Origin of the sequence: Nocardia sp. NPDC056100 (genome assembly GCF_042266325.1) — a bacterium.
In the GTDB taxonomy this organism is placed as follows: Bacteria; Actinomycetota; Actinomycetes; order Mycobacteriales; family Mycobacteriaceae; genus Nocardia.
Map to the genome: position 1 here is coordinate 730,649 of NZ_JBHJVY010000003.1, position 18,862 is coordinate 749,510.

Annotated in this window: 20 protein-coding genes and 1 tRNA gene; 12 read left to right on the top strand and 9 right to left on the bottom strand. The window is 66.1% G+C overall.

All coding sequences use genetic code 11. From position 1 onward, the window contains the following. Positions 1 to 69: 69 nt before the first annotated feature. Entirely contained in the window at positions 70 to 483 is a 414-nt protein-coding gene (locus ACFC0O_RS25495; RefSeq protein WP_375961933.1) for a very short patch repair endonuclease, read from the bottom strand. A 60-nt stretch (positions 484 to 543) separates the two neighbouring features. Then, entirely contained in the window at positions 544 to 1,686 is a 1,143-nt protein-coding gene (locus ACFC0O_RS25500; RefSeq protein ID WP_364637976.1) for a DNA (cytosine-5-)-methyltransferase, read from the bottom strand. Positions 1,687 to 1,897: 211 nt separating this feature from the next. On the opposite strand from ACFC0O_RS25500, the gene ACFC0O_RS25505 reads away from it, so the two are divergent. Further along, positions 1,898 to 2,500: a putative glycolipid-binding domain-containing protein gene (locus ACFC0O_RS25505; RefSeq protein ID WP_364637237.1), complete on the top strand. Its 603-nt coding sequence runs from the start codon at positions 1,898 to 1,900 to the stop codon at positions 2,498 to 2,500. A 6-nt stretch (positions 2,501 to 2,506) separates the two neighbouring features. On the opposite strand, the gene ACFC0O_RS25510 is transcribed toward ACFC0O_RS25505, so the two are convergent. Next, entirely contained in the window at positions 2,507 to 3,454 is a 948-nt protein-coding gene (locus ACFC0O_RS25510; protein ID WP_375961936.1) for a prephenate dehydrogenase, read from the bottom strand. Positions 3,455 to 3,512: 58 nt separating this feature from the next. Between ACFC0O_RS25510 and ACFC0O_RS25515 the strand changes: the two genes are divergently transcribed. The 3 genes from ACFC0O_RS25515 to ACFC0O_RS25525 all read left to right on the top strand — a co-directional run bounded on the left by ACFC0O_RS25515 (position 3,513) and on the right by ACFC0O_RS25525 (position 4,652). After that, entirely contained in the window at positions 3,513 to 4,052 is a 540-nt protein-coding gene (locus ACFC0O_RS25515) for a tRNA adenosine deaminase-associated protein (RefSeq protein ID WP_364637241.1), read from the top strand. A gap of 20 nt (positions 4,053 to 4,072) precedes the next feature. After that, positions 4,073 to 4,510, top strand: a complete 438-nt coding sequence (locus ACFC0O_RS25520) for a nucleoside deaminase (protein WP_375961940.1) — start codon at positions 4,073 to 4,075, stop codon at positions 4,508 to 4,510. Between the two features lie 54 nt (positions 4,511 to 4,564). Continuing rightward, a tRNA-Ser gene (locus tag ACFC0O_RS25525) sits at positions 4,565 to 4,652 on the top strand. Between the two features lie 314 nt (positions 4,653 to 4,966). On the opposite strand, the gene ACFC0O_RS25530 is transcribed toward ACFC0O_RS25525, so the two are convergent. The 3 genes from ACFC0O_RS25530 to ACFC0O_RS25540 form a co-directional block, all read right to left on the bottom strand. Beyond that, a complete protein-coding gene (locus tag ACFC0O_RS25530) occupies positions 4,967 to 5,281 on the bottom strand; it encodes a hypothetical protein (protein ID WP_375961942.1) in 315 nt (104 codons plus the stop codon). A gap of 76 nt (positions 5,282 to 5,357) precedes the next feature. Beyond that, a complete protein-coding gene (locus tag ACFC0O_RS25535; protein WP_375961945.1) occupies positions 5,358 to 5,987 on the bottom strand; it encodes a glyoxalase in 630 nt (209 codons plus the stop codon). A gap of 65 nt (positions 5,988 to 6,052) precedes the next feature. Continuing rightward, positions 6,053 to 6,676, bottom strand: coding sequence for a TetR family transcriptional regulator (locus tag ACFC0O_RS25540; RefSeq protein ID WP_375961947.1), 624 nt, complete (start codon positions 6,674 to 6,676; stop codon positions 6,053 to 6,055). A 132-nt stretch (positions 6,677 to 6,808) separates the two neighbouring features. Between ACFC0O_RS25540 and ACFC0O_RS25545 the strand changes: the two genes are divergently transcribed. Beyond that, the gene (locus ACFC0O_RS25545; RefSeq protein WP_375961950.1) at positions 6,809 to 7,249 is read left to right on the top strand and encodes a hypothetical protein; all 441 of its coding nucleotides are present in this window, start codon (positions 6,809 to 6,811) and stop codon (positions 7,247 to 7,249) included. A gap of 71 nt (positions 7,250 to 7,320) precedes the next feature. Here ACFC0O_RS25545 and ACFC0O_RS25550 read toward each other — a convergent pair whose 3' ends face one another. Continuing rightward, entirely contained in the window at positions 7,321 to 9,660 is a 2,340-nt protein-coding gene (locus ACFC0O_RS25550; RefSeq protein WP_375961951.1) for an MMPL family transporter, read from the bottom strand. Between the two features lie 227 nt (positions 9,661 to 9,887). Here ACFC0O_RS25550 and ACFC0O_RS25555 point away from each other — a divergent pair, with 227 nt between their 5' ends. From ACFC0O_RS25555 to ACFC0O_RS25580, 6 genes are all read left to right on the top strand, one after another. Beyond that, a complete protein-coding gene (locus ACFC0O_RS25555; protein WP_364637256.1) occupies positions 9,888 to 10,484 on the top strand; it encodes a TetR/AcrR family transcriptional regulator in 597 nt (198 codons plus the stop codon). A 38-nt stretch (positions 10,485 to 10,522) separates the two neighbouring features. Continuing rightward, positions 10,523 to 11,038 (top strand): RrF2 family transcriptional regulator, encoded by a 516-nt coding sequence (locus ACFC0O_RS25560; RefSeq protein ID WP_375961953.1) that lies wholly within the window; start codon positions 10,523 to 10,525, stop codon positions 11,036 to 11,038. A gap of 86 nt (positions 11,039 to 11,124) precedes the next feature. Continuing rightward, positions 11,125 to 12,858 (top strand): ABC transporter ATP-binding protein, encoded by a 1,734-nt coding sequence (locus tag ACFC0O_RS25565; RefSeq protein ID WP_375961955.1) that lies wholly within the window; start codon positions 11,125 to 11,127, stop codon positions 12,856 to 12,858. Continuing rightward, the gene (locus tag ACFC0O_RS25570; RefSeq protein WP_364637262.1) at positions 12,855 to 14,819 is read left to right on the top strand and encodes an ABC transporter ATP-binding protein; all 1,965 of its coding nucleotides are present in this window, start codon (positions 12,855 to 12,857) and stop codon (positions 14,817 to 14,819) included. Before ACFC0O_RS25565 ends, ACFC0O_RS25570 begins: the two co-directional genes overlap by 4 nt. A gap of 42 nt (positions 14,820 to 14,861) precedes the next feature. Continuing rightward, positions 14,862 to 16,109: a tRNA guanosine(34) transglycosylase Tgt gene (gene tgt / locus ACFC0O_RS25575; RefSeq protein ID WP_364637264.1), complete on the top strand. Its 1,248-nt coding sequence runs from the start codon at positions 14,862 to 14,864 to the stop codon at positions 16,107 to 16,109. A gap of 109 nt (positions 16,110 to 16,218) precedes the next feature. Beyond that, positions 16,219 to 16,467, top strand: a complete 249-nt coding sequence (locus ACFC0O_RS25580) for a hypothetical protein (protein WP_375961959.1) — start codon at positions 16,219 to 16,221, stop codon at positions 16,465 to 16,467. On the opposite strand, the gene ACFC0O_RS25585 is transcribed toward ACFC0O_RS25580, so the two are convergent. Then, positions 16,458 to 17,228, bottom strand: coding sequence for a queuosine precursor transporter (locus ACFC0O_RS25585; protein WP_364637268.1), 771 nt, complete (start codon positions 17,226 to 17,228; stop codon positions 16,458 to 16,460). The two genes, ACFC0O_RS25580 and ACFC0O_RS25585, sit on opposite strands and share 10 nt — an antisense overlap. Positions 17,229 to 17,290: 62 nt before the next feature. Between ACFC0O_RS25585 and ACFC0O_RS25590 the strand changes: the two genes are divergently transcribed. Continuing rightward, on the top strand, positions 17,291 to 17,983 hold the full coding sequence (locus ACFC0O_RS25590; protein ID WP_375961961.1) for a DUF4190 domain-containing protein: 693 nt from the start codon (positions 17,291 to 17,293) through the stop codon (positions 17,981 to 17,983). 75 nt (positions 17,984 to 18,058) lie between these two features. Here the strand turns inward: ACFC0O_RS25590 and ACFC0O_RS25595 are convergent, their stop codons facing one another. Next, positions 18,059 to 18,826 carry an RDD family protein gene (locus tag ACFC0O_RS25595; RefSeq protein WP_364637272.1) on the bottom strand — a complete coding sequence of 256 codons (768 nt, stop codon included), beginning with the start codon at positions 18,824 to 18,826 and terminating at the stop codon, positions 18,059 to 18,061. Positions 18,827 to 18,862: the final 36 nt, after the last annotated feature.

Here is an 18,862-nt window from a genome sequence, read left to right on the forward strand (position 1 = left end):
CGCTCTCGCAGCCGTACTGGTCGGACGGTCCGGTGGTACGTCCATTGTCGCGCATCGACCGCACGGGCTTCACGCCCCGCGGGCCAATACCAGCAATACCAGGTCGGCGGCCGCTTCCGCCGATTCGTGTTCCCACACCCGCACCACCGTCCAGCCCTGCGCCGTCAGCCGCGCATCGGTATCGCGATCCCGAGCCACATTCCCGGCCAATTTCTCGGCCCAGAACTCGGCGTTGTTCTTCGGCGACGTGGCGTGTTGCGGACAGCTGTGCCAGAAACAGCCGTCCACGAACACCGCCACCTTCCGCCGCGGGAAAACGATGTCGGCTCGCCGCCGCATCTTCGGCAGCGGAGCCCTATCGACGAAGAACCGCGCACCCCGCCTGTGCAATTCCCGGCGCAGCGCCATTTCCGGCTTGGTGTCGACCCGCCGCTGCTTCGCCATTCGCGCACTGGTCGCCGCATCGGTGATCGGACGCGGCATGACTACTCCTGAACGGCATAGCGACTCGTGAAGTGCGATCGGCGAATTCGCCCGTCCGGCTCAGGCGGCCTCGCGGGGGAATCCTCCCATTCGGTCGAGATGGTTCTCCACGTCCTCGATGAAACCGGGCGGGAAGCGCAGTGTGCCCATGGTGGTGCGGCGCAGGAATCCGGCCGTGGCGCGCGCCGAGAGCAGGCTCACATCGTCGAGGAACCAGCGCAGATCCTCGTAGGGGGCGTGCACGGGCCAGGTGGACACCGGAACCCGGTACACCGCGCCGTCGCGGCCCCACGCGGCCAGCGGCCAGGCGCGGCGGGTGTGCGGTTCGCCCGCCGGGAACGGGTCATCGGCGGGATCGGCGAGGCGGCCCGCGATCCAGGACGCCATCCGCACGCTCACCGCATTGCCGACCAGCTTCCAGCGATGCCCGCGCCGCACACCGGGGACATCGAGAGCCGGTGTCGTCCAATCCCGATCGAAACCCTGTAACCGTTCGCAGTCGGTGATGCCCGGGGTGACCAGCTCACCCGAGGGCAGCCGCACGGCGGGCGGGCTCGCGATGCCCAGCCCCGACCCGCCCTTGAGGGTCGGCACCGCGTTCACCGCCCAGCCGAGTCCGCGATTGCCCTCGGTCCAGTAGAAGCCGCACGGATCGTGCGCGGGATCGCCGACCGGATGCGGTCCGGCATCGGTGCCGAACAGCACCGGCCGCGGGTCCTCGGTGCGCGAGGCCAGCATGAGCACCCGCTGACGGCGCTGTGGCAGCCCGAACGCGCGCGCGTCGACCACCCGGTATGCCCAGGTGTATCCGAGCTCCTCCAGCGCGCTCGTAATGTGCCGCATGGCCGCGCCCGCGCCCAGTTGCAGCATGAACGGGACATTCTCGATGAGCAGCCAGCGCGGTCCGCGCTTGCGCTTCACCAGGCGGAACACCTCGTCCACCAAACCCGAACGGGCACCGGTGATTCCGGCTGTTCGCCCGGCTTGGGACAGATCCTGGCAGGGGAATCCGGCGGCCACCAGATCGGTGCCGGCGGGCAGCGCGCGCAGCCGGGTCACATCCGAATGCAGCTCCACCCCGGGGAACCTGGCGGCCAGCACGGCCTGTGCGCCCGCGTCGATCTCACACAGCAGTTCGCTCTGCCAGCCGTGCGCGGCCAGTCCGAGCTCCAGCCCGCCGATCCCGGCGAACAGCCCGACCATCCGCGCGCCAGTCACAAAAGTCCCTTCCAGCCCCGAGTTCCCCACACATGCCCGCGAACACGTTACTCGAGTCCCCGGGACCCGACCTCGAGCAACACCGGGCATACCGGGCGGTCTGCATCGCCTGCGGTCGTCAGCGCCCCGACACGCCGCCGGGAAACGCGCGCCGGGGGTCACCGGAGGAAAACCGGCTGCACGTACGGTTATAGGCGTGACGGAGAGCGGGAGCGAGGATTCGAAACCGGCGGCGCCGAAATGGCCGTCGATATTGACCTGGCGCGCGCATAACGCGTCGCGAATGGAATCGGTGCGGGTTGTGCTCAGCGGCAACCGGATTCGCGCCGCCGGACGCATCATCGCGGGGGAGTGCGAGGATCATCCGGCCTTCAGCGCGTCCTACGACCTTGTCACCGACGAGAACGGCGTCACCCGGCGACTGTCCCTGCGCAGCACCCTCGCCACCGGCGAGCGGCACGCCTCCATCGCCCGCGACGAGGAGAACTACTGGCTCATCGACGCCGGTGGCACACATGTGCGCTCCACCTTCGGCGGTGCGCTCGACGTCGACGTGGTGCTGAGCCCGTTCTTCAACACCCTGCCCATCCGCCGCTACGGCCTCGCGCACGCCAGCGAGGACGTCCAGGTCCCGGTCGTCTACGTCCGCCTGCCCGACCTGCACGTCCAGGAAGCCAGCCTCACCTACAGCAGCGGCGCCGACGGCATCCACGTGCTGTCACCGGTATCGAGCGCGACGGTGAAAGTCGACGACGACGGCTTCCTGCTCGACTACCCGGGCCTCGCCGAACGCATCTGAGCCGCCCTACAGCGACTCGATCACCCCGCCGCGCCGCCCGGCCTCGGCCAGCCGCTCGGCCCAATCCTGGTCTCCCGGGCGGATATCGGTGATCGCCCAGCGCTCGTTGTCGTCGAAGTCGACGCGTGCGTCATGGCCCGCATCGGCCAGCTGCCCGATGGTGCCGTTCTCGCGCAGGCTGTCCCGCGCGCCCTCCAGCACCCGCAGCGCGTCCTCCAGCACCTCCAGCAGTGCGGTCGCGTTCGGATCGCAGATGGCCCGCACCAGATCCGGCGCGGTGGCCGCGACCCGGGTGCCGTCGCGGAACGAGCCCGCCGCCAGGCCCAGTGCCAGCGCTCCGCCATTGCGGCCCTGGATCGCGAGCGCCTCGGCCAGCACGTGCGGCAGATGCGAGATACGCGCCACGGCTCGATCGTGTTCCTCGCTCAGCACCGGCACCACCACGGAACCGCAATCCAGGGCCAATCGCGCCACTCGCTCGAACGCGCCCGCGTGCGTCCCCGGATCCACGCTCACCGCCCACGCGGCCCGCTGGAACAGATCGGGAGTGGATGCGGCCCAACCGGACTCGCTGGTCCCCGCCATCGGATGCCCGCCCACGTAGCGGGCCGTCAGCTCATGCCGTTTCATAGCCGCCGCCACCGGGGCTTTGACGCTCACCACATCGGTGAGCGCGCATTCGGGTGCGAAGGACTTCACATCCGAGAGGATGGTGTCCAGCGCGGGCATGGGCACGCCGACCACGATCAGCGCGTCCTCGCGGGCCGCCCGCCGCAGCACCGGTTCGATCTCGCTGGTCACGTCGACGTCATCGGCGCGGGCGGCTTTCGCACCGGCCTCGGATCGGTTGAAACCCCACACCTCGTAACCCGCCGCGGCGGCGGCGCGGAGCACCGATCCGCCGATCAATCCGGCGCCCAGGACACAGACAGCTGCTTTCGGATGGCCCGTCATGCGATCAGATTCGCATACGACTTCAACATTTCCCCCGAAGCGGACTACCGTTGCGCCCATGGCAGCACAGCGCTCGAGCACGAACAGGGCGGCGTCGGACGAGTACGACGACGTGGAAGGGTTCGCAGTGGCGGTTGTCCGCGAAGAAGCCGATTGGAAAGTCACGCCGTTGAGCGCGGCTGCCCTCTCCAGTCTTTCCGCGGCCGAGGCCGAGTTGCGTGAGCTGCGAGCTTCCGGCGCGGTATTCGGCCTGCTCGATATCGACGACGAGTTCTTCATCATCCTCCGTCCCGGCCCGACCGGGAGCAGAATCCTGCTCTCCGATGCGACCGCGGCCATCGACTACGACATCGCGGCCGATGTCCTCGAGGAACTGAATATCGAGATCCCGGATATCGATCCGGACGAACTGGACGACATCGAACCCTGGGAGGAGGGCGACCTCGGCGTTCTGTCCGATCTAGGCCTGCCCGAACCGGTGCTCAGCGTCATCCTCGCCGAAACCGACCTCTACCCGGACGAACAGCTCGGCATGGTGGCCCGCTCACTGGGCTTCGCCGACCAGTTCGCCGCGGCCCTCGACAAACTCCCGCGCTGAACCCGCTCGTAGACGAGGACATGATCCGCGCGGCCATCGAGGCCGCGCGCACAGCCGACCCCCGGGACGTTCCGGTGGGCGCGGTCGTCTTCGACGCCTCGGGCCGTGAACTGGCCCGGGCCGCCAATGCCCGTGAGGCGCTCGGTGATCCGACCGCGCACGCCGAAGTGCTGGCGCTGCGTGCCGCCGCGCGGGTCATGGGTGACGGCTGGCGGCTGGAGGGCGCGACCCTCGCGGTCACCCTCGAACCCTGCACCATGTGCGCGGGCGCGCTGGTGCTGTCCCGGGTGGGCAAGGTGATCTTCGGCGCGTGGGAGCCGAAAACCGGTGCGGTGGGCTCGCTCTGGGACGTGGTACGTGATCGACGTCTCAATCATCGCCCCCAGGTTCGCGGCGGGATTCTGGAACCCGAATGCGCCGCCCTACTGGACACCTTCTTCAAAACCCAGCGCCCCTGACCCCCTCCGCAGGCGATTTCGGGATTCGGCAGGTGGTCCGGTAAAGTCACCGGCGGTGGCGTGTCCGAGCGGCCTAAGGAGCACGCCTCGAAAGCGTGTGAGGGGTAACCCCCCTCCGAGGGTTCAAATCCCTCCGCCACCGCTGCAAGCCCCTCGCCCGAATTCGGGCGAGGGGCTTTTTGCTTGTGCCGCAACATATCCGGATGCGCCGGTGGCGCACATGTGATATCGGTAGTCCCGGCGGAATGTGGTCCGCCCAATCCACGGGAGTTAGGAATTCAGGGGACATGGAACTTATCAGCATCTTCTTCGCGAAGGCTCTCCAGCTGGCGAGCGCGGGTTCCGCTTACGCGAACACCCCGCACTGACCGGTTGACGGGGCGGGAGAATCCAGCCTGAGCGACCAATGCTGAAGCCGCCCACCTGATTTCAGGTGGGCGGCTCTTTGTCGGAATGTCATCCGATCGGGGTTTTGCCGAAGAGGCCGTTGAAGCAGCCGCTGGGCCCGTGGTTCATCATGCTGCTGCCGAGGCCGAGGTTGTATGTGCCGCCGGTGAGGCGGCACAGCAGCATGGCGGTGGGGAGATCTATCGCGGCCGATCCGGTGCCGGAACCGGTTTGCACGACACTGGCCTGGCTCGATCCGGAATCGGCCGCGATCGGGGCGGGCTGGAGTATCGGGGCTTCGGCGTTCGCCAGGCCCGATCCGGCGGCGATGAGGCCGGCGAACAGGGCGGTGGCGGCTGAGGCCTTGGTCAGGATTCGTGTCATGGGTCGGAACGGTAATCGCGATACCCATTGAATGAAATGTAAACGTTTCAAATATCCCGGTGGGCGCGATGTGAATTTAGATCCGCTCCCAGTCGAAACCGTCCAGATCGGTGAAAGGGGCGGCGGCGGTCTGGATGGCGACGCGGTGCGAACCGCTGCCCTCGGCGCTCACGCCCGCGTCCTTGGCCGCGAATTTGCGGGTGTAGAGCGCGAGCTTGACCGGTGCGGCCTCCGGGGCCTCGAATTCGACGTACTTGCTGCCGAAACTCTTGGCGACGGCGAGGCCGTGCTCGACGTAGAACTGCTTGGTGGCCTTCACATCATCGACGCCGAGCAGCAGTACGAAGGCGTCGACTTCGCGGGTGAACGGGCCGGTGTCCTTCTTGGCGGAGGTGGCGATCTTCCACACCACGCCGTCGGGGGACTGCAGGACGCCGCTGTAGCCCCAGAGGCTCTTCTTGGCGGGCTTCACGACCGTCGCGCCCGCTTCCACGGCGGTGCCCATGAGGCTGTCCACGGTGCTCGGCTGCGACACCACGAGCGAGAGGACGAAGCCGCGGAAACCGGTGGACGGGGCCTGGGCGGCGCGCACCCGCAGGCGGTCGCCGAGGCCGAACGCCGCGGCGTAGAAGGCGGTGGTCGCGGCCGGGTCGTCGGCCTCCAGGGTGATGGCGGTAATGGTGGTCTGAGCTGCTGTGATGTTCATGAGAAGAACATTATTTGGCGCAGGGGTGTGCGCGCTTCTCGATTCCTGATCGCTTCGTGGAGGGGCTAGCCCGCAGTCAATTCCAGTGCCGATCCGATGGCGGAGAAGGCCCGGTGCAGCCGCTCGATGAGGGCCCCGCGGCCGCCGTCGCCATCGGTGCCGACCCAGGCGCGGCCCGCGATGCTCCAGGCGGTGGTGGTGAGCTCGGCGAGGATGTGCGGGCGCAGATCCTCCGGGGGGAGGTCGAGTTTGGTTGTGAGACAGGCGATTACCTGCTTCTCGACACCGGAGCGGTGGTATTCCACGTGGCCCATGAGCGCGGGTGCGGTCAGCACCAGGCGGCGGGTGGCGATGTAGCGGCGGTCCCAGTCCTCGGGCAGTTCCCGCGCGGCGGCGGCGAGGGTATCGCGCAGTTCGTCCAGTACGGGACCGGACAATTCTCGAACCTCCAGTGCCGCAAGGTAATTCGCCCACAATTCGGTTTCGGCCTCGGTGGCCGCGGCTTCTTTGGTCGGGAAGGTGCGGAAGAAGGTGCTGCGCGAGACCTCGGCCTCCTCGACCAGCTGCTCCACCTTGGTGCTGTCGAAGCCCTGCTCGGTGAACAGGCGCAGCGCGACATCGGCGAGGGCGCGGCGGGTGCGCAGGCGCTTGCGTTCGCGCAGCGGGAGCGCGCGGTCGTCCGTGGTCATGCCGGTGATCATAGCCGGTGCCGAAACTGAGTCGCTGAAGAAACTCAGTCCAAATTGGTACTTGCGCACTTCTGGAACTGAGTGTCATGATTGCCGCACACCGAACGGAACACCCCGCATGAGGAGCTCGAAATGACCACCACCGCCCCCGTCCTGAACCCCTCGATCATCGGCCAGGCCGAGAAGCACCACACCGCCGTACTGACCCGCGTGCTGGCGGGCACCACCCTGGACGAGCGGCAGTGGATCACCCTGAATCAGGCTCTGGCCCAAGGTATTCCGGTCGCCCGCACCGCCCATGTCGCCCGGGTCGCCGGTATGACCCAGTGGGACCCCGCGGATGTCGAAGCGGCCGTCGCGGCGCTGGTCGGCAAGGATCTGCTGGCCACGCTGCCCGGCGATGAGATCCGGATCAACGATGCCGGTAGCGAATTGGTGGCCCGGGTGCGGGCGGCCTCCGGCAAGATCGTCGGCCCCGCCTACGGCTCGGTCTCGCCCGAGGAACTGGAAATCGCCGCCCGCGTGCTGATCACCATCACCGCCCGCATGGGCGAGGAACTGGCCCGCGCGTGAGCAGTCACGGAAACGACTCGGCCCCGCACCTGAATCCAGATGCGGGGCCGAGCTTTTCGAGCTATCGGGGATCAGACCCCGGCGGGTTCCTTATCCATCGACACCGGAGCCGACGACTCCTTGAGCGCCGCCAGCTTGGCGCCCTCGACATCGATATCGGGCAGGACGCGATCCAGCCACTTCGGAATCCACCACGCCCACTTGCCCATCAGCACCAGCAGCGACGGGATGAGCACCATGCGGACCACGAAGGCGTCCAGCAGCACGCCCGCCGCCATGGCGAAGCCCATGGACTTGGCCACCACGTTCGGTTCCAGCATGAAGGCGCTGAACACCGAGATCATGATGATGGCCGCGGAGGTCACCACGCGCGCGCCGTGGTGGTAGCCGCTGATCATGGCTTCCTTGGCGGACTTGCCGTGCACGTATTCCTCGCGCATGCGGGTCACCAGGAACACCTGGTAGTCCATCGCGAGACCGAATACCAAGCCGATCAACATGATCGGCAGGAATGACACCAGCGGATGCGCCTCGACCAGGTTGAACTTGCCCTCCTGGAAGATGAGCACCGTCGCGCCGAAGGTGGCCGCCATGGACAGCAGGAAGCCGAGCGCGGCGGTGAGCGGGACCAGGATCGAGCGGAACACCAGGATCAGCAGCAGGAACGCCGCGCCCGCCACGATGGCCAGGTAGGGCACGATCTTGCTGAGCAGACCCGCCGACACATCCGCGTAAATCGCTGTGGTGCCGGTGATTCCGTACTCCATGCCGTACTTGTCGTTGAACTTCGACTCGGCATTGCGGGCGTCCTTGACCAGATCCTTGGTGACCTTGTCATTCGGCCCGGCCTTGGGGACGACGGTGAACAGGGCGGCTTCGCCGTCCTTGCTCGTCTGGGCGTGCGTCAGGTATTCCACGCCCTGGTACGGACCCTTGGGGCCGAGTTGAGCGCGCAGCTCGTCCAGGGCCTCGGTGCGCTGATCGGCGGGGGTCTTGCTCATATCCACGGCGATCATGAGGGTGCCGTTCGCGCCCTCGCCGAATCCGGCGGTCTGCAGGTCGTACGCCTTGCGCAGCGTCGAATCCTTCGGCATGGAGTCGCCGCCGGGCAGGCCCAGCTGCATATTGAGCGCGGGCGCGGCCAGCAGGCCGAGCAGCACCACCGAGACGGCCAGCGTCAACGCCGGCGCCTTGCCGATGAATCGGGCGAAGCGCTGTCCGTTGGTGACGGAGTTCTCGTCCTCGGGATCGTGCCGGGCGACCAGCGGCAGCTTCGGCTTGAACAGGAAGCGGCCGAACGCGCCCATCAGCGCGGGCATCAGGGTGACCGCCACGAGCACCGCCATGAAGGCCGCGACCGCGCCGAAGATACCCATGTAGGTCAGGAAGCTGACACCGACGAATGCCAGGCCCGCCAGCGCGATGATGACCGTCAGACCGGCGAAGATGACCGCGGATCCGGCGGTGCCGACCGCGGTGCCCGCGGCTTCCTCCGGCGAATTCGATACGGCCAGTTCATGTTTGTACCTGGACACGATGAACATGGCGTAGTCGATGGACAGCGCCAGGCCGATCATGGACGCCAGGATCGGGGTGAAGGTCGGCACGGTGAGCCAGTGCGTGCCGAACATGATGATGGAGATGGCGGTGCCCACGCCGACGAGCGCGGTGAGGATCGGCACGAAGGCCGCGACGACCGCGCCGAAGCCGATCATCATGACCACCAGCGCGACCGCGATGCCGATCATCTCGGAGGTGCCCTGTGAGCCGCCCTGTTCCTGTGCGATGGAACCGGTCAGTTCGATGGTGAGGCCGTTGGCGCGCGCCTCGTCACCGATGTCGTACGCCTTCTTCTGGTCATCCTTGGTGATGTCCGAGAACTTGGCGATGTCGTACTTGGCCTTGACGGTCGCGACCGAGTCGGCGGTGCCGTCCTTGCCGAGCACGTTCAGCGGTGCGGCCGAGCAGATGCCGGTGAAGTCCGCCGAATTACGATCGCCGGTGAGGCAGTCGATCTTGGCGGATTCGCCGATCTTCTTGGTGACATCGATCGGGTTCATCGCCGGAACGGCCTTGTCGACGATGTCGAGCCCGTTCAGCTTGTCGACGAACGCCTGCAGCTGCGCCGCGTTCTTCGGATCGGTGAGCTTCTCACCGGCGGGCGCGCCGATCACATAGGTGCCGGTGACCGCATCGGGGTCGAAGTCGGCCGAGGCGCCCGGGAAGTGCTTGTCGAGGATTTCGGTGGCCCGCTCCGAGGGGAGGCCGGGCATGCTGAAGCTGTCCTGGAAGGGTTTGGCGAGGGAGCCGCCGACGCCGCCGATGACGATCAGGGCGGCGAGCCAGACTCCGATGACGAGCCATTTCTGGCGGAAGGCGAACTTTCCCCACCTATAGAGGTATACGGACACGAGGGGTTCTCCTGGCGATGGTCTCGGGGCGATGGTTTCATTCGCACTGCACCGTGCGTCGTGAGCGCGTAGACAGCCCTGCCGCGGGAGCGCGCTGTCCGCTCCTCGCCTCCACGTAATTTCTGCCTACCGTGCGGTAGGTAGACTAACCGTTGAGTAAGCGGAGGAACAACCTCGACTTTTCCGACGTTCCTCGCGTCGCGAAAGCCGGTGAGAGGATGATGCGCATGGCGGGTCGTAGCGTGGCGGGAACAGTTGTCGCAGGTAGAAGCACGAAAGACGCGATTCGGGACGCCGCGATTGAGCTATTTACCAGCAAAGGCTTCGAACAGAGCAGCTTACGCGAGGTAGCCGATGCGGTGGGAATCACAAAAGCATCGCTCTACTATCACTATGCCTCGAAAGTGGATCTGCTCATAGCGATTGTCGAGCCGATGGTCGATGACCTACGCGCTCTGGTAGAGGGCCTCGACGCAATTCCGCATTCACCCGAGACCGTGCGCGAAGTACTCGAAGCGCATCTGCGCTCGACGCTCGGCCATCGCACCGCGGGCACCCTGTGTATGCGCGATACCGTCGCAATCCTGAACGCACTCGGTGATCGTTATCCGGACATGATCGAACTCAGTCGCCGCATGTGCGCCTGGCTCGCCGGACCCGGCGCCGATGACGAGACCGTGCTGCGCGCGTACGCCGCCATGCAGGTGCTCGGCGCGGGGCTGATGTCGAAGGACAGCGTCCCCGGGGCCTCGGAGGAACTGATCGGTGGCGTATTACTGGAAGCCGCACTGGGCGTGCTGAATCCACGGTTGGTGGCGCGATAAGGTTTCGTTCACCCGCCGGACGAGATCAGGAGAGCGCAGTGCACATCACCGCGAAGGTCGATTACGCGGTGCGCACCCTCGTGGAAATAGCGAAGGCGCAATCGGATTCGGTGAAAGCCGATGCCATCTCGGCCGCGCAGGATATTCCGCCGAAGGTGCTGGAATCGGTTGTCGCGGATCTGCGGCGCGGCAAATTGGTGACCAGTCGCCGCGGTCCGGACGGTGGTTATCGGCTCGGCCGCCCGGCCGGCGAAATAACCATCGCCGATGTCATTCGCGCCGTCGAAGGGCCCCTCGCGTCGGTGCGCGGACAGCGTCCGGAGGATGTCAGCTACGCCGGAGCGGCCGAACCGCTGCAGCGGGTGTGGATCGGTTTGCGGGTGAATATCCGCTCGGTGCTCGAGCGCGTGACCATCGCCGATATCGCGCACGATCTGCTGCCGTCGTTCCTGGACGAGCTGCTGCACGATCCGGACGCCTGGACCCGCCGCACTCGATCCTCGGAGGGTTCGACCGCCACGCAATGGCAGGATCTGGACCGCCCGGACATCTGAATCCCGCAGGTCATCCGGGGATTCACCGGCAAGCTGGGAAAACGTCGCGCCGAGGCTCCCACTATGGCGGTAGCCTGCCAAGCATCATGTTGATTCGACTACTCCGCACCTTCTTGGCGCCCTACCGCAAGCAGTTGGCGGGGGTCGTCGTACTGCAATTGATATCGGTCATCGCCATGCTCTATCTGCCGAGCCTGAACGCCGACATCATCGACAAAGGCGTCACCAAAGGCGATATCGGCTATATCTGGAGCACCGGCCTGATGATGCTCGCCGTCACCGGCGTGCAGATCATCGCCCAGGGCATCTCGGTCTATCTGGGCGCACAGGCCGCCATGGGCGCGGGACGCGATATGCGCGCGGGCCTGCTGCACCGGGTCGGCACCTTCTCCGCGCGTGAGGTCGGCGTCTTCGGTGCGCCCTCGCTGATCACCCGCAATACCAATGACGTGCAGCAGGTACAGCTGCTGGTGCTGATGAGCGCGACCATCCTGGTGATGGCACCCATCATGTGCGTCGGCGGCATCATCATGGCGCTGCGGCAGAGTCTGGGCCTGTCCTGGCTACTGCTCATCGCGGTGCCCGCGCTCGGCCTGGCCATGGCCCTGATCATCGCCCGCATGGTGCCAGGCTTCCGGCGCATGCAGGAACGCATCGACGCGGTGAATCGCGTTCTGCGCGAACAGATCACGGGTATCCGCGTGGTGCGCGCCTTCGTGCGCGAGCGGCAGGAGGCGTGGCGTTTCGGTGTCGCCAATACCGAGCTCACCGAACAGTCGCTGTATGTCGGCCGCTATATGGCGCTGATGTTCCCGCTGGTCATGCTGATCTCGAATGTCACCGCCGTCGGCGTGATCTGGTTCGGCGGGCACAGTGTCGACAACGGCACCATGCAGATCGGCTCGCTCACCGCGATGCTGTCCTACATCATGCAGATCCTGACCGCGGTCATGATGGCCTCGTTCCTGGCCATGATGGCCCCGCGCGCGGCGGTCTCGGCCGAGCGCATCGCCGGGGTGCTGGACACCGAATCCTCGGTGACCGAACCGCGGCTGCCGCAGGACTTCAAGGAAGATCCGGCGATCGTGGATTTCCAGTTCGCCGAATTCAAGTTCCCGGGCGCGGAAAAGCCTGTGCTGCGGGCGATTCGGTTCCGCGCCGAACCCGGCACCACCACGGCCATCGTGGGTGCGACCGGTGCCGGTAAGACCACGCTGGTGAATCTGATCCCGCGGCTCATCGATGTCACCGACGGCGCGCTCTACGTGGGCGGCACCGATGTGCGGCATATCGAATTGGAGCGGTTGCGCAATCAGATCGGCCTGGTGCCGCAGAAAGCGTATCTGTTCTCCGGCACCGTCGGCTCGAATCTGCGCTACGGCAAACCGGACGCCACCGATGCCGAACTGTGGCACGCGCTGGAGATCGCGCAGGCCGCGGATTTCGTTCGGGATATGCCGCAGGGGCTGGAAACCCCTGTCGCGCAGGGCGGTACGACCGTCTCGGGTGGTCAGCGCCAGCGTTTGGCCATCGCCCGCGCCCTGGTGCGCAGGCCGCGCGTCTACCTCTTCGACGATTGCTTCTCCGCGCTCGACGTCGCCACCGATGTGCGGGTGCGTGACGCGCTCCGCCCCGAAACCGCCGACGCGTCGGTGATCATTGTGGCGCAACGCATTTCGACCATCCGGGATGCCGATCAGATCGTGGTGCTGGAGGACGGCGCCATGGCGGGCATCGGCACGCACGACCAATTGCTGCGCGACTGCAAGGAATACAGGGAGATCGTGGAGTCCCAGTTCAGCGCGGAGGAGGTCCGATGAGGCCCGGAGCACCGAATCCCGGCGCGCCGGATACCAAGGCCAAATCCTTCGGCCCCTCGCTGAAGCGGCTGATGCGCCGCCTCGCGCCCGAACGTTTCTATCTCACAGTCGTTTTGGTGCTCGCCATCGGTTCGGTGGTGCTCAATACGCTGGGCCCGCAGATTCTCGGCAAGGCCACCAACCTCATCTTCGACGGTGTGGTCGGCAAACAGCTCGGGCAGAGCCTGCCGCCGGGCACCAGCAAGGATCAGGCCGTCGAGGCGCTGCGCCAGGGCGGTGACAAGACCTTCGCGGACATGCTCGCCAGCATGGACGTGATTCCCGGTGTCGGCGTGGACTTCACGGCCGTCGGACATGTGCTGGCACTGGTGCTGGCGCTGTACGTCGGTTCCTCGGTATTCGGCTGGTTGCAGGCGTACCTGCTCAACGTGGTGATCAACCGGACCGTCAAGCGCCTGCGCGGGGAGATCGAGGAGAAGATCCACCGCCTGCCGCTGAGCTACTTCGACTCCATGCCGCGCGGCGATGTGCTCTCCCGCGTCACCAATGACGTCGACAATGTGGCGCAGACGCTGAATCAGACCATGAGCCAGCTGCTCATCTCGGTGCTGTCGGTGATCGGCATCCTGGGCATGATGTTCTGGATCTCCTGGCTGCTGGCGCTGATCGCGCTGCTCACCGTGCCGCTGGCGGTCATCGTCACCGCGCAGATCGCCAAGCGCTCGAAGCCGCATTTCGTGGATCAGTGGAAGCTGACCGGCCAGGCCAACGCCCAGGTCGAAGAGGCCTTCACCGGGCACGAGGTGGTGAGCGCGTTCGGCCGCGTGCGCGAGGTCGGCGAGCGTTTCGACGACACCAACGACAAGCTGTACAACGCCTCGTTCCAGTCGCAGTTCATCTCCGGGCTGATCATGCCCGCGATCATGTTCCTCGGGAACCTGAACTACGTGCTGATCGCGGTGGTCGGCGGTCTGCGGGTGGCCTCGGGTCAGCTGTCCCTCGGTGAGGTGCAGGCGTTCATCCAGTACTCGCGGGGATTCACCCAGCCGCTCACCCAGATCGGCTCGATGATCAACATGCTGCAATCCGGAGTCGCTTCCGCGGAGCGCATTTTCGAGATCCTGGACACCGCCGAGCAGGTGCCCGATCCCGAGATCGAGGATTCGCGGCCGGTGGATCGCGGGCGCGTCGCGTTCGAGAACGTGTCCTTCCGGTACGAGCCGGAAACCCCGATCATCGAGGAACTCTCGCTGGTCGCCGAGCCCGGGCACGTGGTGGCGATCGTCGGGCCGACCGGTGCGGGCAAGACCACGCTGGTGAATCTGCTCATGCGGTTCTACGAGGTGGATTCGGGCGCCATCACCATCGACGATGTGGATATCACCCGAATCACGCGGGACCACCTGCGTTCTCGCATCGGCATGGTGCTGCAGGACACCTGGCTGTTCGGCGGGACCATCAAGGAGAACATCGCGTACGGCAATCCGAACGCCTCCGAGGACGAGATCCTCGCGGCGGCGCGGGCGGCCTATGTGGATCGTTTCGTGCACGCGCTGCCGCACGGCTACGAGACCATGATCGATGAGGAGGGCTCCGGCGTCAGCGCCGGTGAGAAGCAGCTCATCACCATCGCGCGCGCGTTCCTGGCCAAGCCCTCGATCCTCATCCTGGACGAGGCCACCAGTTCGGTCGACACCCGCACCGAACTGCTGGTGCAGCACGCCATGGCGGCGCTGCGCCGCGATCGCACCAGTTTCGTTATCGCACACCGGCTTTCGACAATCCGCGATGCCGATCTGATCGTCGTCATGGAGAAGGGCCGGATCGTCGAGACCGGCACACACGATCGCCTGCTCGCCGAACGCGGCGCGTACTTCCGCCTCTACCAGGCGCAATTCGCCGCCCCGATCGACGAGGACGAGGAACCCGAGGCGATCGAACTCTCGAAGTCGAGCAGCTAGACCGCATGGGATGCGCGGGCACCCGCCTGGGAGGATGGGCGGGTGTCTGCATCCGAATTCTCGTTCAAGGTCGGTACCCGTCTGGAAGGTCAGCACGGCCGATCCGGGCTGATCAGCACCCCGCACGGGGATATCGCCACGCCCGCGTTCATCCCGGTCGGGACGAAGGCGACCGTGAAAGCGGTGCTGCCCGAGACCATGAAGGAAATCGGTTCGCAGGCGCTGCTGGCCAACGCCTACCACCTGTATCTACAGCCGGGCTCGGACATCGTGGACGAGGCGGGCGGGCTGTCGAAGTTCATGAACTGGCCCGGCCCCACCTTCACCGACAGCGGCGGCTTCCAGGTCATGTCGCTGGGCGTCGGTTTCAAGAAGGTGCTGGCGATGGAATCGGTCGGCGTGCAGAACGACGATGTGATCGCCAAGGGCAAGGAGCGCCTCGCGCACGTCGACGATGACGGCGTCACCTTCCGCTCACACCTGGACGGTTCGCGGCATCGCTTCACGCCAGAGGTGTCCATGGGCATTCAGCATCAGCTCGGCGCGGACATCATGTTCGCCTTCGACGAGCTCACCACGCTCATGAATACCCGTGGCTACCAGGAGGAATCGCTGGAGCGCACCCGCCGCTGGGCGCAGCGCTGCCTGGACGAACACGAACGCCTCACCGACGCGCGCACCCATCGCCCGTATCAGGCGCTGTTCGGCGTCATCCAGGGCGCGCAGTATGAAGACCTGCGCCGCAAGGCTTCTCGCGATCTCGAGGCGTTGCGCGGCGCCGCCGGAACGGAATTCGACGGTTACGGCATCGGTGGCGCGCTGGAGAAGCACAATCTGGGCACCATCGTCGGCTGGTGCTGTGATGAGCTGCCCGAGCACAAGCCGCGCCATATGCTCGGCATCAGTGAGCCGGAGGATGTGTTCGTCGCGGTCGAGAACGGCGCGGACACCTTCGACTGCGTGAATCCGTCCCGGGTGGCCCGCAATGCCGCCATCTATGTGGACAAGGGCCGGTTCAATATCGACACCGCCCGGTTCCGCCGCGATTTCACCCCCATCGACGAGACCTGCGACTGCTACACCTGCGCCAACTACACCCGCGCCTACCTGCATCATCTGTTCAAGGCCAAGGAGATCCTGGCCTCCACGCTGTGCACGATCCACAACGAGCGCTTCACCATTCGCCTGGTGGACCGCATTCGCGAGAGCATCGACGGCGGCTACTTCGCCGACTACAAGACCGAGTTCATGGGTCAGTGGCGGGGCCGGATCAAGGCTCCCGAGCTGTAACCCGCACCGGATCAGTGAGCCTGGCTAATCGATCCATGCACAGATAGCCATTGTTCCGCGTACCCCGTACGCGCGACGATCATCTCGACGCCGAGATGAGGAGGCAGGGATGCCGGGACTGACAATGATCGAGGCGAACGGATCGACCGCGGCGCGCGCGGTATTGCGGGTGAGCGCGGTGCTGGGATTCAAGGCGGCGTTGGTGCGCACGCACGGCGAGGTCACCGACGGGCACCTCGAATTCGCGCGGATCTGCGGGTTGTCCGATGCCGAGATCATCGATATGGCAAGGGAATACGCGCGTTTGCGCGATCGCCGCGACGCACGCGGCGATCGCGCCGTGGCCGCCTACTCGTAGAGCGCCGAGCGCTCGCGCGGGCGGTAGCTGGTCTCGCGCTTCTTCAGGAAGGCGATGCAGCGGTAGCTGATGGGCAGGATCATGGCCTCCACCAGGGTCTTCCAGATGAACCCGACCAGCACGTAATTGATGAAGTCGGGCCAGGTGTGGATGCCGATGGCGGTGGCGGCGATGGAGCAGAACACCAGGGTGTCGCCGAATTCACCGGCCACGGTGGAACCGAGCAGGCGCGCCCAGAGATGCTTCTCCTTGGTGCGCTCCTTGATCATCACCAGGGTGACCGAGTTCAGGAACTGGCCGACGAAGTATCCGGCGAGTCCGGCGAGCACCAATTGCGGTGTGGTGCCCAGGACATTGCGGAACGAGTCCTGGTTCTCGTAGAAGTCCGCCGCGGGCAGGCCGATGGCGATCCAGAAGGTGCCGACCATGAGCAGCAGCATCCCGAAGCCGTAGTAGACGGCGCGGCGGGTGGCCTTGAAGCCGTAGACCTCGCTGAGGATGTCACCGATCACATAGGCGATCGGGAAGAGGAAGAACGCGCCGTCGGTATTGATCGGCAGCAGTTGGATCGGGCCGAGCGAGGCATGCTTGTCGGCGAAGAATTGCACGCCCTTGGTGGCGCAGATATTGGAGATCAGCAGGACCGCGGTGAAGACCACGACCACCTGCGTGTAATAGCCCCCCGCGGCCGAGGCGAATGCTGCGTGCTCGGGCGCGGGGTGTCCAGATCGGTCCGAATCGACCGTTTTCGTATCGCTCACCCGAGCAGTATCCCCGCTGCGATCGATGGTTATGGGCTGGTGGGGTGGCATAGGCTGAAGCAATGACGCAATCCGGGGATTCCGACGAGTGGTGGAAGCAGTACGGGGGTGAGAGCGCGCCCGCCGACGCGGGGGCGCAGCAACCGCCACCGCCTCCGGCCGGATACTCGTCCGCACCGAATCTGCACAAGCCCGCGGACGCCAGCCCGCAGCCCCTGCAGTATCCGAATTATCCACCGCCGCAGGCGAATCCGTCCGGCGGCTATGCACAGCCCAACTCCGGCGGTTATGCACAACCCAACTCGGGCGGGTACGCGCAACCGAACTCGGGCGGTTTCGCACAGCCCAACTCCGGTGGTTTCGCACAGCCGAATTCGGGTGGGTTCCAGCAGCCCGGGTCGGGCGGTTTCGCGCAGCCCACGCCGGGTGCCTATCCGCCCGCCGCGCCCTACGGCCAGCCGCAGGGGTATCAGCCGTACGGCTTTCAGCCCGCCGGTCTGGGTACCAACGGCATGGCCATCGCCTCGCTGATCGTCTCGGTGCTGGGCCTGTCCACGCTGTTCTTCTGCTTCCTGCCGATCGGTTCGCTGGTCGGCCTGATTCTCGGCGTGATCGCGCTGAATCAGGTGAAGAGTTCCGGTCAGGACGGCCGCGGTCTCGCGCAGGGCGGTATCTGGGTCGGCGCGGCCGGACTGGCGCTCGGCATCGTGCTGTGGCTGATCATCGGCGCGGCGTTCATCGGAGCCGGTTCCTAGTTCGGCCGAAAACGATTGCGGGGCGCATCCATTCGATGGATGCGCCCCGCTTCACCGAGCCACTGTCGGCTGTTGTCAGCCCTTGACGACCTGGGTGCCGCCGGCGAACTTGTCGTGCCAGCCCTGCTTGTTCGGATCCTGCTCGATGGTGACCGCGATGTAGATCTGCGCACCGATGCTGACCAGCCAGCCCAGGCACGGGATCAGCTGCACGAGCACGAACAGGTTGCGCTTGGCCGAGGTGGCCGGATCCACATTGCCGCCGCCGGGGGCGAGCACCTTGAGGCCGAGGATCTTCTTGCCGAGGGTCGCGCCCTGCGAGGTCTCCATCAGCACGAAGTAACCGAACAGCAGAACCGGGACCAGCACCTCCCAGGCCCAGCCGAGCTTGCCCGGCAGTACCGCGTAGATGATGCCGGCCGGAATGCCGACGATCAGGCTGTCGATGATGCGCGCCGCGAGGCGCAGCCACAGATCACCGGGCTGTGCGCCGCCACCGAAACCCGGTGCGTTGTAACCCGGCTGGCCACCGTACGGCTGGTACGGCTGCTGGCCGCCGTAACCCGGCTGCTGGCCGTAGGCCGGAGGCTGCTGGCCGTAGCCGTCGGCCGGCTGCTGGCCGTAACCGGGCTGCTGGCCGTAGGCCGGAGGCTGCTGCTGACCGTACGGATCCGACGGCGGCTGCTGCCCGTAAGGCTGCTGCGGCTGCTGACCGTAGGGATCGGACTGCCCATAGGGCTGTTGGGGTTGTTGACCGTAAGGCTGGCCCTGCGGGTACGGCTGCTGCCCGTACGGCTGGCCGCCCTGCGGATACTGGTTGGGGTCGTACCCACCGCTCGTCATTGTTCTCGCCGTCCTCGTCGAATTCGTTCGGGATCT

What these genes read in the sequence shown, in the direction of transcription:
- ACFC0O_RS25495 (WP_375961933.1), bottom strand. Translation starts at nt 483, where the DNA reads ATGCCGCGTCCGATCACCGATGCGGCGACCAGTGCGCGAATGGCGAAG.
- ACFC0O_RS25500 (WP_364637976.1), bottom strand. Translation starts at nt 1,686, where the DNA reads ATGGTCGGGCTGTTCGCCGGGATCGGCGGGCTGGAGCTCGGACTGGCC.
- ACFC0O_RS25510 (WP_375961936.1), bottom strand. Translation starts at nt 3,454, where the DNA reads ATGACGGGCCATCCGAAAGCAGCTGTCTGTGTCCTGGGCGCCGGATTG.
- ACFC0O_RS25515 (WP_364637241.1), top strand. Translation starts at nt 3,513, where the DNA reads ATGGCAGCACAGCGCTCGAGCACGAACAGGGCGGCGTCGGACGAGTAC.
- ACFC0O_RS25520 (WP_375961940.1), top strand. Translation starts at nt 4,073, where the DNA reads ATGATCCGCGCGGCCATCGAGGCCGCGCGCACAGCCGACCCCCGGGAC.
- ACFC0O_RS25530 (WP_375961942.1), bottom strand. Translation starts at nt 5,281, where the DNA reads ATGACACGAATCCTGACCAAGGCCTCAGCCGCCACCGCCCTGTTCGCC.
- ACFC0O_RS25535 (WP_375961945.1), bottom strand. Translation starts at nt 5,987, where the DNA reads ATGAACATCACAGCAGCTCAGACCACCATTACCGCCATCACCCTGGAG.
- ACFC0O_RS25540 (WP_375961947.1), bottom strand. Translation starts at nt 6,676, where the DNA reads ATGACCACGGACGACCGCGCGCTCCCGCTGCGCGAACGCAAGCGCCTG.
- ACFC0O_RS25545 (WP_375961950.1), top strand. Translation starts at nt 6,809, where the DNA reads ATGACCACCACCGCCCCCGTCCTGAACCCCTCGATCATCGGCCAGGCC.
- ACFC0O_RS25555 (WP_364637256.1), top strand. Translation starts at nt 9,888, where the DNA reads ATGGCGGGTCGTAGCGTGGCGGGAACAGTTGTCGCAGGTAGAAGCACG.
- ACFC0O_RS25565 (WP_375961955.1), top strand. Translation starts at nt 11,125, where the DNA reads ATGTTGATTCGACTACTCCGCACCTTCTTGGCGCCCTACCGCAAGCAG.
- ACFC0O_RS25570 (WP_364637262.1), top strand. Translation starts at nt 12,855, where the DNA reads ATGAGGCCCGGAGCACCGAATCCCGGCGCGCCGGATACCAAGGCCAAA.
- ACFC0O_RS25580 (WP_375961959.1), top strand. Translation starts at nt 16,219, where the DNA reads ATGCCGGGACTGACAATGATCGAGGCGAACGGATCGACCGCGGCGCGC.
- ACFC0O_RS25590 (WP_375961961.1), top strand. Translation starts at nt 17,291, where the DNA reads ATGACGCAATCCGGGGATTCCGACGAGTGGTGGAAGCAGTACGGGGGT.
- ACFC0O_RS25595 (WP_364637272.1), bottom strand. Translation starts at nt 18,826, where the DNA reads ATGACGAGCGGTGGGTACGACCCCAACCAGTATCCGCAGGGCGGCCAG.